Origin of the sequence: Diplocloster hominis (genome assembly GCF_032380655.1) — a bacterium.
Classification (GTDB): Bacteria; Bacillota; Clostridia; order Lachnospirales; family Lachnospiraceae; genus Diplocloster; species Diplocloster hominis.
The window spans coordinates 73,276-89,982 of record NZ_JAWDIY010000008.1 but is presented as its reverse complement, the minus strand read 5'-3'; the positions used below and the strand labels follow the sequence as shown (position 1 = coordinate 89,982).

The 16,707-nt window shown below is 48.0% G+C and carries 8 protein-coding genes; 5 read left to right on the top strand and 3 right to left on the bottom strand.

Going from position 1 to position 16,707, the window contains the following annotated elements; translation table 11 throughout:
• Positions 1–34 precede the first annotated feature (34 nt).
• Complete coding sequence (locus tag ABC831_RS09500; RefSeq protein WP_343247906.1) at positions 35–5,479, bottom strand: bacterial Ig-like domain-containing protein; 5,445 nt, start codon at positions 5,477–5,479, stop codon at positions 35–37.
• Between the two features lie 184 nt (positions 5,480–5,663).
• Positions 5,664–6,389: a LytR/AlgR family response regulator transcription factor gene (locus ABC831_RS09495; protein WP_343247905.1), complete on the bottom strand. Its 726-nt coding sequence runs from the start codon at positions 6,387–6,389 to the stop codon at positions 5,664–5,666.
• A gap of 111 nt (positions 6,390–6,500) precedes the next feature.
• Between ABC831_RS09495 and ABC831_RS09490 the strand changes: the two genes are divergently transcribed.
• Both ABC831_RS09490 and ABC831_RS09485 read left to right on the top strand, forming a co-directional pair.
• Positions 6,501–7,400, top strand: coding sequence for a tyrosine-type recombinase/integrase (locus tag ABC831_RS09490; protein ID WP_343247904.1), 900 nt, complete (start codon positions 6,501–6,503; stop codon positions 7,398–7,400).
• Positions 7,401–7,694: 294 nt separating this feature from the next.
• Positions 7,695–7,964 carry a hypothetical protein gene (locus ABC831_RS09485; RefSeq protein WP_343247903.1) on the top strand — a complete coding sequence of 90 codons (270 nt, stop codon included), beginning with the start codon at positions 7,695–7,697 and terminating at the stop codon, positions 7,962–7,964.
• On the opposite strand, the gene ABC831_RS09480 is transcribed toward ABC831_RS09485, so the two are convergent.
• On the bottom strand, positions 7,948–11,172 hold the full coding sequence (locus ABC831_RS09480) for a response regulator (RefSeq protein WP_343247984.1): 3,225 nt from the start codon (positions 11,170–11,172) through the stop codon (positions 7,948–7,950). The genes ABC831_RS09485 and ABC831_RS09480 overlap by 17 nt on opposite strands.
• A 262-nt stretch (positions 11,173–11,434) precedes the next feature.
• On the opposite strand from ABC831_RS09480, the gene ABC831_RS09475 reads away from it, so the two are divergent.
• From ABC831_RS09475 to ABC831_RS09465, 3 genes are all read left to right on the top strand, one after another.
• Positions 11,435–13,165 carry a cache domain-containing sensor histidine kinase gene (locus ABC831_RS09475; protein ID WP_343247902.1) on the top strand — a complete coding sequence of 577 codons (1,731 nt, stop codon included), beginning with the start codon at positions 11,435–11,437 and terminating at the stop codon, positions 13,163–13,165.
• A complete protein-coding gene (locus tag ABC831_RS09470; RefSeq protein ID WP_343247901.1) occupies positions 13,158–14,633 on the top strand; it encodes a response regulator transcription factor in 1,476 nt (491 codons plus the stop codon). The genes ABC831_RS09475 and ABC831_RS09470 overlap by 8 nt, the downstream gene beginning before the upstream one ends.
• A gap of 83 nt (positions 14,634–14,716) precedes the next feature.
• Complete coding sequence (locus ABC831_RS09465) at positions 14,717–16,618, top strand: carbohydrate binding domain-containing protein (protein WP_343247900.1); 1,902 nt, start codon at positions 14,717–14,719, stop codon at positions 16,616–16,618.
• Positions 16,619–16,707: the final 89 nt, after the last annotated feature.

Genomic DNA, 16,707 nt, shown 5'->3' with positions numbered 1-16,707 from the left:
ATAACACCTATAATGTCTTAGCGCTGACCATATCTTAGCGCTCATCCAGCTTCCGTTTTTTCCACAGGAAGAGGATCAGGCCCAGTGCCGCCGCGCAGCACAGAATCCAGAATGCGGGCATTGCATAATCGGCTGTCTGTGCCCCTTTTGCGCTGTTGTCCGGATTTTGGCTGTCCTGGCCGCCGCCATTTTCCTGCCGGTGCTGTTTTGACGCGTCCTTCCAGCTAACCGCAAATGTGCTGAAGCTGTCTAATGTAATCTTTAATCCACTGTCTGTCTTTTCAAATGTGGTGATCCTTTCCACCTGTCCGTCATCTTTTACATGGAAAATGATGAAGTCTTTGGCGGAATCCGAATTTTCAGGGTATGGAATGGTAAATACCAGCGTTCCCTGGGTATTGTGTACTGGCCTGCCTTCCTGATCATAAACGGAGATATCTGTAAATATCCTGTCTTTATCCGAAAACAGATCGCTGAACCCTTGATACTCCTGATTCTGCCCGAGAATAGATTTTGCCTCGTTTCTCTTATCTTCCGGCAGCGCAGACTGAAGTACATTGTATTTTATTCCCTCCGAACTGATCACAACCTGACCCGGGATTGGTGTGGGAACCGGCGTAGGTGTGGGGGTAGGGTTTGGGGTCGGTGTAGGGGGCGGTGTAGGCGTAGGTGTTGGTGTAGGCGTGGGTGTCGGTGTAGGCGTAGGTGTCGGGGTTGGGGTCGGTTCAGGTTCTTTTGATTTTACTTCTACCTTAAACTCCGCCGTCTTATCCTGATAAGATACCGTAATTGTTTTGGTCCCTTCCGTTTCCGAATCATATCCGGTAACCGTATAGGAATCACCGACCAGCAGTTCTTCACTTGTATCATTATATACCGCCGTAACCTGAAGTCCCGTAAGTTCCAGTTCTTCTCCGACAAAATACTCTGTCTTATCCGGCATCTGGTCTATCCTGATTTTCTGAAGGATTTTTTCCGGCGGTTCTTTCTCATTGACCTGAACGGTGAACTCTGCCGACTGACCCTTATATTGGATCGTGACTGTCTTAGTCCCTTTCGTCTCTGAGTCAAACCCCGCAGCCGAATACGAACCGTTTGCCAAAGGTTCTTCGCTGTCATCATCGTAGACGGCCGTTACCACCAGCCCTTCCAGATTAAGAGCTTCTCCGATCAGATACTCCGTCTTGTCCGGATTCTGGTCGATCCGGATTCCGGTAAGAACCTTTTCCGGTATTACAGCTTCTTTTACTTCTATGTCGAATTCCGCACAGAATTCCTGATAGGTTACTTTAATCGTCTGAGTGCCCACGGTTTCTGATGAGAATCCCTCGATCGTACAGTCAGACAGTACCACATCCTCTTCCGTATCATTGTCATATACGGCCTTCACAACCAGACCGGTCAGATCCAGCTCTTCTCCGGGTTCATATACCGTCTTATGAGGCGGCTGCGCAATCTTAATCCCCGTCATCGCCGGTGCTTTCGTGACCCGAACGGTGAATTCCGCTGAAAAACCGCGGTAGGATACCGTTATGGTCTTTTCTCCCTCTGCCGCAGAGTCAAAACCGGTCACTGTGTATGCTTCTTTGTCCAGCTCCTGTTTGCTTTCATCGTTATATACCGCATTGACCTTAAGGCCGGAAGCGTCGAATTCATCCCCTACATAATAGGTATCCTTCTCCGGTTCCGCTTTTATCTCTATGCCGGTCAGCCTTTTCTCTACATCCGCCGGGTCGAGGACTTCCACTTTTACATTGTCAAGGTACAAGGGCCGTCCGTCAGGATCATAGTAAGAGAAGTTCAGTCTGCACTCCTTGCCTGTCTGATCCTCCATCTCCCTGATCAGTTCCCAGTCTTTCGGTTCCTCAGCTGATTTTTCCCAGGCTTTCAGATAAAGGCTGTTACCCTTTACCATTGTTTTGCAGGTATACCAGACAGCATTTTTGATTTCTTTTCCAGGCAATGGCAGTTCACCGATATCTTTGAGATCCAGGAAATACTTATTGCGTTCCGCCGGCTTAATATTTACTCTGTAGACGGAACCGCCGGCGTCTCTTAGCACGTTATACATTCCGTTATAGGAACGCGATCCTTCCGGAAACTGGAAATCAAAGGTGGTAATATTTTCTCCGTACACACTGCGCTGTAAGTCGTTGTTCAAAAGGTCCAGCTCCAGATTTGGATCATTACCTTTGAGCAGGAGTACCCGGTTTTCATCATCCCCGGTTTCTTTCTCAATGCTTGCTTTTTCAGGTACGGATACCGTATATTGCGCTTCAAGCTGTTCCTGTGTCAGCGCGCTGAAATCTTCTTCATAATAGACTGCCGGAACCGGTATTTCCAAAACAATATCACTGTTGGACGTCATATTTTTACTTGTGGTGATATAAAATTCTCCATCCACAGCATTTTCCGGCTTTTTCCATTTGATCTGGGTATCGGTCCAAAGAAGGATATCCTGGCCGCTTACCGTATCTTGCCCATCTGCCGTTTTATAGGTAACACTGCCGGTCTCATCCGAGAATCCCAGTCCCTTAACGGTAATCATCTGATGGACAGGATCATAATCGGCCTCTTTGATCACCGGATTACTCTTTTCATCCGAATATTTGGATACGGATATATGATCGATTAAAATGCTCCTGCCGGACGGATCATAGAAAGAAAAGTTTAACAAACAATCTTTCTTTACTGTATCCGTCATCTTTTTTTCCACGTCCCATCCATCCGGTTCCGGATCTCCTTTTTTAAAGACGCTCACATATACGGTGTCCTGATAAACCACGGATCTGAATGTATACCATACGCCCGTCTCTATCACTTTATCATTGTTCTTGGCTTCATCCACCCCCTTCTCTTCGATGGATACCGGTGTGCCGAAGGCCGGCCGGACATTAGCCGTATACTCTTTGTTCTGATCTGTAATCCGAATGTAATTATAAAGCCCGGTATATCCGCTTAAGTTCTCCGGAAATTGAAAATCAAACTGCGTAACGTTATTGCCGAATGCAAACGTATTTCCGTCCTGATCTAATCTGGTAACGTTCAGATTTGGATCGTTCCCTTTCACTTCCAGGTATTTACCGGAATCTCCGGATACGATGGCAGCCTTGTCAGCTGCAGAGACCGACCAATCCGCCTCATTCAACCGGCCGTCCTGCTGGTCATCAAAATCTTCCGCAAGTATTTCCGTTGCCGTGTCGGCGATCACTCCTACCGAACATCCCTCTGAAGTGTTATGATCCTTTGTGGTAACCGTCACCGTATCCCCGCTGGCGACATTCTGGGGCAGAGCAAAGCTGATTTTTGTATCCGTCCAGGATTTTATGTCTCCTGACGTCAGTGAGATCGTTCCTGATCCGGTCTCTAATACCACTGTTCCGGCTTCCCTTCCGAATTTCCTGCCGGACAGCCTCAAAAGCCGGTAATAGGGATCATAATCCGCGCGGTCGAGGACTGGCCGGAACAGTTCCCCTTCGTCATATGACTCCTGTACGCCGGCTTTTTCCATGACCGCCTTTACTTTGCCCGTTGCAAATGCGGCATATCCGTCGTCAGTATCTTTCCCCCAGAAGGTATAATTCGTCTGCATGTTGTTAGGACCGGTGACATGCTGGCTGACTCCGTAACTGGATACCAGTACATTATCCGCTACCGTATATCCGGATGTCTGCTCATCCATGTAGATACCGTTCGCGCCATAATCCGCGCCTTCCGGAAGCAGATTGTCATGCATATAATTTTCCATTATCAGCGAGTCCGGTTCCTGGTTCGATAAGGTATAGATGGCGCCGCCGTCACATACGATCTGATTCACATGGTAGATTTCGTTCCGTGAAATATTGTTGCGCTTCATAGGGTTGGGTGTGGATGTCCATCCATAACCTACCGATATGCCGCTATAGGGGCAATCATAAACGGTGTTATTTCCGATCGTGATTCCCTGTACATACCCTGCCCCGATACCGACTGCTCCCTCATATTGGGTTCCAACAGTATGAATGGTATTGTTCAGGATTTTGTCATCGGTACAGACCTCTCTTAGATCAGAGGGGTTGTAAGCCGTGTGATAATCTGTATTTTCATCTACCGCGAATTTTCCGACTTCTATACCATTTCCAGCCGTCTCTTCCACCGTATTGTTAATCAATGTTACTTCCTTCGTTCCGGAAGCCAGCAGGATACCGGTAGCCCCCATGAAGCGGACGTGATTTCCGTCCAGTCTGATATGTGCGGCATTTTCTATACGGATACCCGCATCCGCGCGTTTTACCCCGATGTCGTTATTTGCAAACACGCCGTACGTCATATACTGGCATGCCTGCCCGCCTACCAGCCCTTCCACGCTGGGCTGCATCCAGGTGGAGTGCTCCACGGTCAGCCCTTTGAATTCGATGTCGTGAACCGGGTTGTCCAGGGTGCCCTGTACCGCGATTACTTCATTCAGCACAGGTACAATTGCAGATGCCGTTTTCATATCCATATCCGCGGGCGCTTTATAATAAAGCATATTCTTATCCGTATCCAGATACCATTCGGTGTCTTCGTCTATATACTGATACGCATTTTCATAGTAGAACGCATAGTGGGGGCCGCCCGCGTAATTATCAAGCCCCGGGTGGGGACGGTTAAATATCCTTTCCGCTTCCGGATTCTGGATTTTCACCCTATAACATGCGCCGTCCCAGTCCACTTCTTTCCCGGTATGCTGTGCTTCCGCCTGACAGTCATAGTGTTCTATTTTTTCCAGTGAATCTACACGCAGGATGTTTTCACTCCATGCGGTAAATATATGTAATTCCACCTGGCGCAGACCGTCCATATCTTCGGAGATCCGGCCGTCATCGGGAACGATTACACGTCCGTCGATCGCCTGCACTTTCGCGGCCTGGTTCCCCTGGTCCCTCCACCATTCCGGTATCACGTTTCCATTTTCATCCAGCCTGTCGGCTCCCTGAATCCTGGAGGAGCTGTCAAAGGTACCAGGTTCTCCTGTTCTCGCCCGGACTCCCTTCCCGCCGTTTACATAGAGCTGACGGAAATTCAATCCATCCGGCACCGGGATCTTATAAATATTCTGCTTTTCGTCATGAAGCTCCCATGTCCCTTCTAACTGCTTACCGCCGCTGATCTTTGGCGCGGCATCTTCATAAGCCTCATACCTTACCTTGAATCCATTTGTACCGGAATCTTCGGTTCCAAAGGTAAGTGTCTTGTCCTGATAGTAGATTCCATCCATCAGATACACGACAATATCTCCTGTCATGTTCTGATTAACTTTTGATACTTCCGCTCTCGCTCTTTCAATCGTTTGGAACGGCTCGTCCTTTGTTCCTGCATTGCTGTCGTTTCCGTCAGGGGATACATAAAATTCTTTCTCCGTCCCTGATGGAACTGTCTCATTTCCAGCCCGCGCTGTTGCCGGAAAAACACTCAGCAGCAAAGTCACGCTCAAAAGAATAGTGAAAAGCCTCCTCATTTCCCTTCCTCCTGTTCTGATTCCCATTAGTTGCTATATAAATATTATAAATGGCAGGTTCTTCCAGGCAAATATTAAAAATTAGGCATTTAGCTAATAATTTAGGAATGACAGAGAATTTTCATTTATGCATCAAAAAAGAAACCCTTCGCAAATGTGAAGGGTTCCTTTCTGTATTCTTCCATTACATATATTTTCTCCAGAACGCTGAGACTAAGAGCTTCACATCCTGAATATGCGTTCTGCTGGCATACAGCTGCTCTTTGTTGTCCAGCACGATTTCCAATCCTTTCATTCTCTGTATCCGGGAAATATTTATGATAATTCCTTTGTTTATATAGACAAATCCATCATGATGAAGCTCATCCATCACGCGGTTTAAACTACTTCTGACCACGCTTATTCCATGGTCTGTGACAAACACCGCATTCTTTTTCTCTTTATAAATATACAGTATCTCCTTATAAAATACTTTCTCACGGACCCCGCCCCTGTCAATGATGTAGCATTCACCGCTTTGAATACTCATCCGTTTTCCGATCTCCTCGAGAGCCTGCGGAAGCTTCTCCTCCATCTGATCCTTTAAAATATACCGGAAAATATCCAGTTCATAGCCATCCACCGCATATTCCGTATAATTCGTGATAAATATAACATACGATTCCCCATTTTTATTGGCCTTGATCACCTTAGCCAGATCCATTCCGTTCATTTCGCGGTCAGATAAGTCGATATCCAGCAGATAGACCTGAAACCTCTTACCTTCCTGCAATTCATAAACCAGATTACACCCCTTGGTAAATGTACTCAGCTTATATTCCACAAAATGTGAGGTAAAATATTTTTCCGATACTGCTTTCAGCTTGTCCAAATAGCTGTTATCGTCATCCACAATCGCCATATTTATCATATGTTTTGACCCCGCCATCTTAAAACTTGCCTTTCTCATCCTACCTTTATACCTATATACCTAGTATACCCTACGCAGAGGGGAGTAGTCAAAGTGGGTGCCCTCCGGTGTATGCCGCTTGTCAAAAAGTGGCATAATAATATCAGCCAGAGAGAAAGTGAGGGAACACATTTGATCGATTTAACAGAATACAAAATCTATCTGTACAGGGAAGAACGCAGCGTAAACACGATTGAAAAGTATATCCGGGATTTGAATGCTTTCTTTTCTTTTTTGGGAAACAGTGAGCTTTGCAAGGAGATGGTGGTCAGCTGGAAAGGACACCTGTCAAAATCCTATGCCCCGGCCAGTGTCAACTCTATGCTGGCTGCCGTGAACAGTTTTCTCGCATGGTCGGATCTGTCTCAGCTGAAAGTCAGGCCCCTTAAAATCCAACGGGAATTTTACACCAAACCGGAAAAAGAGCTGACCCGGGCCGAATATAACCGGCTGATACAAGCGGCGGAGAAAAAAAGGAACGAGCGGCTTGCCCTGCTCCTGCAAACCATCTGCGCTACGGGAATCCGTGTATCGGAGTTAAAGTTTATCACAGTGGACGCCGTGCGGACAGGCCGCGCAACTGTGGAATGCAAAGGCAAGACCCGTACGGTGTTTCTGCCAAAGGAACTGCGCTGCATGTTACAACGTTACCGCAGGCAACGCGGCATCCTAAGCGGGAGTATCTTCTGCACCACCAGCGGAAAACCCCTTGACCGCTCAAACATATGGCGGGATATGAAATCGCTCTGCAAGAGCGCGGATGTGGAACCGGAAAAGGTATTTCCCCATAATCTTCGCCATCTGTTCGCGAGAACCTGTTATCAATTGGAAAAGGATTTATCAAGGCTTGCCGATCTGCTGGGCCACAGCAGTGTGGCCACCACCCGGATCTACACGATGGAGAGCGGGACAGAACACGAAAAATTAATAAACCGCTTAGACCTTATTGTGGCAAAAAAAATGACAACATAACAGCAATTATGTAGTCATTGTACTGGATACGGATTACTATAATACATAAAAATTCTATCACAACCATTAAATAATTACAATATTCTTCATCCATCTTAAAATCTAACTTAAAAACCATTAAAAGTATTACAAACCAAACAGGCCGGAACCAAAGGCTTTCTTAACCGGCCTGTTTTGTATGCCATTTTTTCTTCTTCGCAAGCATCCGAAGCAGTCTGAAATTAAAAGATATGAGTGCGGCCGACTACATAATTGCTGTTATGTAGTCAATTAACCAGTCAGGAGGAATATCGTATGGATTTGTTGGACTATCTACAGTTTGGATGCAGTTTAACTTATCTGTCAGATTTAACTAACACTCATGTTAACACATGGAAGTATGTACTAAACACAATCGTTCCGGAGCAATTCCCTCTAAAAGATTGGAATGAAGCAATTCACTACCTTTGCAGGGAAAAGATCCAATTCCATTCAGCAAGAGAAGCAAAAGAATACTTATTAAACTACAATCCTCAAAAGACAGCCGCTCCTATTTGTTTTCATCATTTTAATCCTCCTCTTTGAAGATCAGATCATAAAGCGTCTGGTACATACGGTCCGGGTCAATAGGTTTGGCCAGATGGGCATCCATCCCGGCCGCCCTGCTCTTTTCAATATCGTCGTCAAAAGCATTGGCCGTCATGGCAATGATCGGGATCGTCAGCGCATCTTCATTGCTCAGATGGCGGATACTGGTGGTAGCTGTCAGCCCGTCCATCAGGGGCATGCGGATATCCATCAGGATAGCGGAGTAATAACCGGCGGGGGACTTGCTGAACATCTCCAGCGCCCGTATCCCGTTATCGGCTGTTTCCACCGTAAAGCCTTTGTTTTCCAGCAGCATCATTGCCACTTCCGTATTTAAGGCATTATCCTCTGCCAGCAGAATCCGTTTCCCGGCAAAATGATAATCCGTGACGGCGGTCTGCTGCGCCGCCTCCTCTTTTTCTCCCAGAGCTTTGGAAAATGCCGATACCAGCGTGGATTTGAACATCGGCTTGCTCATCAGCAGATTGACCCCGGCCAGCATGGCCTCATTTTCAATGGCTCCCCAATCGTAGGCCGTCACTATGATAATCGTCACCTCGGGGCCTACCAGGCTTCGAATCCGCCGGGCCGTCTCAATGCCGTCGATGTCAGGCATCTTCCAGTCAATGAGGATCATGTCAAAATACCGCCCGCTGTTTAAAAGCTCTTTTACCCGTTCAATGGCTTTGTAACCGCTGTCCACCCATTCGGCCACGACTCCCATTTCCTTTAAGGTGACTACCGCGCTCTCGCAGACCGCTACATCATCGTCCACCACCAGTGTTTTCAGGTGTGAGAAATTGTGCTGGGGTTTCTTCTGCCGGTGGGCAAGGCCGCCCTCCACGAGCCCCAGCTTTACGTCTATGGTAAATTCCGTTCCGATGCCTTTAATGGAGCGCACCGAGATTTTCCCGCCCATGAGATCTATGATATTTTTGGAGATAGCCAGTCCAAGCCCGGTGCCGCCGTAGAGCGCCGTGGTTCCGGTAATTTCCTGGGAAAAAGCCTCATAGATATGTGGAAGGAACTCTTCACTCATACCGACTCCCGTATCATTAATGACAAACCGCAGCGCGGCATGGTTTTTCGTGCTGTTCCGGTGCTCCACCGAAAAAGTTACTTTTCCCCCTTCTCCGGTAAACTTAATGGCATTGCTTAAAATATTCAGCAGAACCTGCTGCAGCTTCATGCTGTCACCCATATAGCAGTCGTCCAATACCGGGTCCACGATGCATTCGTAATCCACGTTCTTGGAATCCGCCTGGTTATAGCAGATTGAATTAATCCCGAACAGGAACTCCTCCATGGGGATATTCTGATTTTTCAGCAGCATTTTTCCACTTTCAATCCTGCTCATATCCAGGATGTCGTTGATCAGGGACAAAAGGAAACGGGAAGAAATCCCTATTTTCGAGATACAGTCCGCTACCTGCTCATCGTTTCCAATGGACTGGGCCGCTATGGTACTCATGCCGATAATCGCGTTCATGGGCGTGCGGATCTCATGGCTCATGCGGGACAGGAAATCCGACTTGGCGGCGTTGGCCTGTTCCGCCGCCACCAGGGCGGAAGCCAGCTCCTCTTTTTGTTTTTGTTCCTTTTCGATTACCTCCGTCACATCGCTGCGGGCGATACAAATCCGCCCCAGCCGTTTCTCCACGTAAAACACTTCCAGCCGTTTGATCCGATGATTCCCCTGCTCATCCTCAACGTCAGCCAGAAATGTATATACCGGTACCTCTTCCAGCTTCTCTTTCATGTAAGCATAATCCAGTTTGCTTATATACTCCTTACGGGAGATTTCACCCATAGTGCGCTCTGCTGTCCTGCGTACTTCCTCCTGGAACTCTCCTTGCATGGCGATTTCCTTTTCCCTGTCCGCTTTAAATGAGAGCACACGATATCTGTCCTGCCGGATATCCACCTCCGTCAGTTTGTCATAGTCCAGCCGGGCGATCTGATGGAGAAGCTGCTCCTTCATTTTCTGTTCGGTGATATCGGTCGTATAGAAAAATAATACGATATCACCGTTCTCCGGATTCACATAGGTACGCATTCTGGTACTGCTCCAGAAGAAACCGCCGCTGTTTTTCCGCCGCAGGAATACAAACTGGTAATCCGTCTTCCCGGCCGCATAGTCACGCAGAACTTTTTCCCTCTCCAGGGTACTGCGCATATCCTCCGCAATCTCCGGCTCCGCGGCAGACTCCGACAGTTTCATCACCGTCTTCCGATAAGAATCCCCCACCTTTGCGACCGCCACATCCGCAGTGGACACATAGCTTTCCAGCTGGTTTTTTGTTACATTGATCGTACCCTGAATCGTACCCTCGTAGGAAGATAATTCCGCAAAATGAGCCAGTTCCTGCTCATAAAGCTCCCGGTTACGGTCCTGAAGCTTTTTCTGCTCAGTAATATCGATGCAGACGGCCAGGACCGCGGGGCGTCCGTTTTCTGCGATAATCTTTTTCCCTACTTCATGGACCCAGATATAGGAACCATTTTTTTTGCGCATTTTATATTCCGCCGCGAACTCATCCGAATATTCCAGCTGCCCCAGAACGACATGCTCTACCATCTCCCGATGCTCCGGATGGATACAGTTGGCGATCCTGCCATCCACATCCGTCACGAATTCCTCTTCCGTCCGATACCCCAGGTATCGCAGCATCTGGCGGTTAATAAAATAGAACGGGAACTCTTTTTCATCCGTGTAGCCGCCCATCATGCCCCCGGGAACCGAATTGTCCAACAGTTCCTGTTTTTGCCGGGCCAGATTCTCCACCACCAGGGTCTGGGGATAATGCTCCTCCCCCTGCTGACTGCTTCCCGGCTCAGCAAAATGGAAGCTGCGTATTCTCCACTGGCCGTCGCCTTCCAGTACCAGAGTGAAAAAAGCCCGCAGGAACCACTGATACCACGAATTCTTCAGCCACATCTCCATGGCAAGGTTGCAAACCGTCTCCGCAATATCCTGTTGACGGATTTCCTTCAGTTCACACTGAAACGGTTCTTTCATCTCTTCTATATCCCGTTGAAGATATGCCTCCATTTCCGCCTTATTGTGAGCCGCTTCATTTCCCCCGGTACCCGCAAAATCTATATCCTCAGATAAAAAAGCTGCGGCGGCCTGTATGTCGCGCTGCACAAACCAGGCACTGCAGAATGCTTTCACCGTATCTTTCGCTGTTTTCTTCCCGTACATTTTGTTTCTTTCCTCCACCGACGTATCTCCCTATCCTGATTTTATCTCTTTGTAAAACGTATGCAGGTGTTTTTTTACCTTTTTCTAGTATAGCATGGATTCACAGAGTTTGTATGGTGTATCTTACGAATTTGGTTTAAAATCTTACAGCGCATAGTAACAAAATGACACAGAATCAGCTCATTTTTTATTAATAAGAAATCTCTAGTGTCAAACAGAGGATTCCGTTGTATGATTAAACAAAAGAGGAGGGCGGGTATCTATGAAAACCTTGCGGACCAGGCTGTTTGCCATTTGTATCGCGACAATTGTTATCCCTTTGAGTGTCATCAATGTGCTTCTGCCCCACTATTATAATGAACAGATCACCCGGGAGACTCAAAAGCTTACACAGACAAGTATAAAAATCCTTGCGCAAAACATCGATACATATCTTAGTGAACTTCAATACGCCTCTGCCTCTTATTTCATCTCCGACGATTATCTGTGGGCTCTGTCTCAAAGAGATACCGCCAACTATGATAAGCTGGACTACTATACACGCTTCAAGGTGGAGGATTCTATCCGTAATATGCTGGCGGGCTTTTTATTTAAAACCCGCAGCGATACGCTCAGCACCTTGCTGGTGACAAATGACGGCACGGGTTATCTGTCAACGCGAAAGCAGAGCTTTCGCCAGATCCCGGACACCGGTTACGATTTCCAGCAGCAGGAATGGTACGCCCAGGCGTCTGAACGGGCTGGAAGAGGGGTTTTGGTGGATACGGATATATTTGATACGCTTGACCCCCGCCGGGGCCTGTACTCTGATTTTACACTGGCAAGACAGATCCGCGAACCGATCAGCGGGCGTCCGCTGGGTGTTTTACTTGTAAATTTTAACACCCGGTATCTGGAAAGAATCTTACAGGATATCGAATTCAATGTAGATTCCATCATCGGTATAAACACCGGCAGCGGAACCATCGTATATTCCAACAGGCCGGTGGAAGAGGCGGTGCGCCGGCAGATGGCGGAATCAGAAGAAGTGCTGGCCGGAAGCGGCGATACTTATATTTTAAGCAGCAGTCCCATCGCCGATACCGGCTGGGAGCTGTTCGTGCTCATATCACAGACCCAGCTGAAAGCAAAGAACCACGCTCTTTTGCTGTTTGGCAATCTATGTGCGCTGGCTGTGGGACTGGCCGCATTTTTAATCTTCCTGCTTCTGTCAAGGTATATTACACGTCCTTTCCATAAGATCGTCCATACGATCCGGGAAGTGGAGCAGGGCAATATGCAGGCGCGCTGTCAGCTGACAGGGACCGACGAGATCTCTTCCATCGGCTGCAAATTAGACGGTATGCTCAGCGAAATCAATCATTCTATTGAGCGGGAATATAAAGCGGAAATAAACCGCAAAAACCTGGAATACCTTGCGCTGCAGTCACAAGTAAATCCTCACTTCCTGTTCAATACACTGAACAGCTTTGTAGCGCTCAACCGCCTGGACCAAAAGGAAATATTGGAACAGGCGATTTATGACCTGACGGGAATTATGCGCTATTCTTTAAACCAGAGGGAATCTTTTGTCACCTTGGCGGAGGAGCTGGATTTTATTGAAAAATACTGCAAGCTTCAGGAACTTCGCTGCCCGGGACGTTTCCAGTATGACATTTATTATGAAAATGAAGTGGCAAATTTCAGAATTCCCCGCATGCTGCTCCAGCCGCTGGTGGAAAACTCCGTAATCCATGGTTTGGAAGAAATGACGGATATGGGCCGCGTACACATAAGGGCAGTGTTAAATAAGCAGGCTGTGGAAATTCTGGTGCAGGATAACGGGGTGGGGTTTGACCAGCAGAAAGTCGACACCGTCCATTCGGTAGGACTGTCAAACGTACGGGAACGCTTACACTATACGTATCCGGATGCGGTATTTACCATAGAAAGCCGTATCGATGAAGGGACCAGGGTGTGGATTTATATTCCAGGGAGGAGAACCGATGATTAGGATCCTATTGGCGGACGACGAATATCTGGCACGTGAAAATCTAAAAATTACATTAAGCAGAGTCACCCTTCCGAACCAGGTGGTAGGGGAGGCGCAGAATGGTCGGGAACTGCTGGAGCTGGTAAACGAACGGAAACCTGACGCTGTATTAGTCGACATCCGAATGCCCGAAATGGATGGCTTGAAATCGATTCAATACGGGAAAAAACTCTCTCCCAAAACCCAGTGGATTATCATCTCCGGTTTTTCGGAATTTGACTATGCATCCAGGGCCATCGAGCTTTCCGTTTCGTCCTATCTGCTGAAACCGCTGAAAACCGATGAGCTGGAAAAAGCGCTGCGAAAAGTATTTGCCTCCAGCTGCTGGCAGGATCAGCAGCTGTTCCGGGAAAGTCTCCGGAAATATTTTGACGGCCTGGATACCAAAGAAACAGAAAAACAATTCGAAGATTATAAGGGTTTTTACGCGGCAATCTTTCTGATCGACAGCAGTTTGCCGGAAACCGTACAAAAGCAGATGAGCAGCAATTATTTCGAACAGCTTCAGAATCTTTTACAGAATCTGGAGATACAGCCGAATTCGCTGCTGTTCGCTCTACCCTCCGGGGAGATGACCCTTGTGCTGGGCTGGAAAGAAGCCACAGGCAAAGCGAACGTCAGTCATATCCGCGGCAAGATAGCCAGGTCGGTCCCGCAGTGGCAATATCCGGATTTTTCCGTTTCCGTATTGGAGACCGACGGTGCGGATTCGCTGCTGCAGTTACGGGAACGTATTTCATCCGTGCAGGAGTCAGCTTGTCTGCGTTTTATTACTTCGGAAACTGTGTTAAGCCTGCATGATCTGCAGCTTCTGTCCGGCAGTACGGCCAAGCTTAAGCAAGAGCTATGCGCTGCGGTCCAGGAGCTGGCCAACGCATACCGCATTCACTCTTTTCTCTTTTATTCCAAAGCGGTAGACAGCCTGAGGCAGGCCTTAGCCCGGGCGGAATTAACCATAACGGAAAAGCTGAATATCCTTCGTTCCTTAAAGCTGGTAACCGGAGTGCAGTCCGATCAGGCAGATCCTGCGGATGATATGGAAGCTTTTGTCCGTCTGCTGCTGAATAGGGGCCACACCATGATTCAGACCTCCATCTCCGATAACGAGAGCCTGATGGAGGACGTGATCACATACATAGATCAAAATTACATGAAGGAACTTAGTGTGAACGATCTGGCAGACCTTTTCCATATTTCTCCCAGTTATTTCAGTATTCTTTTTAAGAGGACGCGCAAAGAGACCTTTTTAAAATATCTTACCCGGGTGCGGATGATCAAGGCCAAAGAGCTTCTTCTGAACCAAAAACTCTCCATTCAAACGGTTGCCGAGATGGTAGGGTATCAGAGCGCCCGATATTTCACCAAGCTGTTCCATGAAAGCTATCATATCTATCCTTCCGATTACCGCAGCAGCAGGCAAAAGGATTAAAAAATGAATCCTTTCTGTGCGTTTTCTTTGCATACCCGGCAGCACAAGATTTTGTTAGACTGGTTGCAAAGGAGGCGAAAAGCATGAAAGGAAAAGGAAAAAAGATTTTAACGTTCGTATTAGCAATGGGGCTTGTGTTAGGAACATCTAAGGGGGCAGTGGTCTACGCTGGGGAGGAACCGCAGGATATCACGCTAAGCAGTTCCAATCAAAGCCTGGCGGAAGGCTTCGAATGGGCAAAAACGATGGCCCGAAGCAAGGTGGTGGCCCAAAACGGCAGTAACATCGCCTGCTATCAGGCTGCACTGCAGGACCGTCCGGTGTTCTGCCAGCGCGATTATGTACATCATATTCACGGTGCCCATTTATTGGGCCTGGATGAAGAAAATTATCAGATGATGAAAGCCTTTCCGCAGCATCAGACGGAGGCGAGGCAATGGTATACCGGATGGGAACTGTGTTATGACGGCAGCCTTTCCAGCATCGATTATGTGAATGATTCTAAGTTCTGGCGGTCTCTTCCGGGGATGTTTGAGCTTGTGGAAGGCGCTTATTGGCAATATCTCTGGACGGGGGACAGCCGTATTTTTGATGACCCTGAGCTTTGGGGATTTTATACCAGAATCGTGACTGACTTTGTCACCGTTCACGATGAAAACCAGAACGGCATCGCCCAGGAACATTCCTACGACGGTTGGAAAGGAACGGCTTCCTATAATGAAGCCGGCAAGGTTCCGCTGGCGGAATCGGCAGACTCCCTGGGCAGCCAGTATCAGGCCTTTTCGTCCTATGCCCGGATACTCCGTGCCCGCGGTGAGAGCGGCGAGGCAGATTTGTGGGATCAAAAAGCGGCGGAGCTTCGAACCATTTTTAATACGAATTGGTATTCGAGTGCAGAAGATACTTATATCCGGGCCTTTACCGAACCTGATTTTAGCCCGAAAACCGATTTTGCTTATGAAAGCAGTTGGTTCATTCCCTATAAAGAACTCTGCGAGCCCGGCAGCCGTGCCCAAAAATACCTGGACTTTTTAGCCAAGAGCTTTAACGAAAGTCCCAGCATCAACATCGAAGCATGGACTTATCTGCCGGAAACTTTCTATAAGTGGAACCAGAATGTACGGGCCAGAGGATATCTGGAGCGGCTCATAAACAGCCGGTCCGATTATCCCGAAGTGTCCTTTAACGTGATCAATCAAACGGTAACCGGAATGATGGGCGTATCACCGGACGCGGCTGCCCATCATGTGACGACTCTGGGTCACTTAACCGATACAGAGGAATGGGTACAGATTGACCAAATCCCCCTGGGGAACAGCCATTTTTCCATTCGGCATGAAAATGGGAACCACACTTCGGTATTTCGGAATACCGCAGGAACGCAGGATCTGACCTGGACAGCCTGCTTCCCCGGCAGCTATGGGGAATTATATGTAAACGGTACGGCATCAGCCGCTTATTCCGCGCAAAAAAACGGATTAACCGTGAGCTGTGTGGATATTAACGTGAGCCCCGGGACAGAAGTGTCTGTCTCCACAGGCGTTCAACGCACCATTCCTGCAGAACTGGTTGTAAACGGCTGCTTCGAGGATGGGACCACCGGCTGGTCCTTTGGAAAAGGGACCGGAATCGGAGAAAACAATCCTGTTCACGGCGCAAAGCACGCCTATATAGACAACGGCACCTCAAAACAATTTTCCCAAACAGTTACGATTCCAAAGACCGGTACGTATTGTGCCAGCGCCTGGATCTCTGCGAAAGGACCCCAGGGCAGGTTTACCGTTAAAGTTAATGGCACGGAACGCGGCAGTGCAGCCGTCCCCAATTATTCCGGTTATATGCGCCAGGAGATTCCCCATCTGCAGTTGAATGAGGGGGATCAGGCAGAAATCATTTTTAACGGCCCCCGCCTGCTGATCCATAATTGGGTCAATGTGGACGACGTGAGCCTGAAGCTTCAAGAAGAACCAGGATACCTACAGTAAAAAACAGGTACATTTTAAAAAGCTTTACCGCATTGTTCAAGTCAGAAGCCGCTGTTATACTGTAACTCAGGTTAACCGAAGAAATTGAA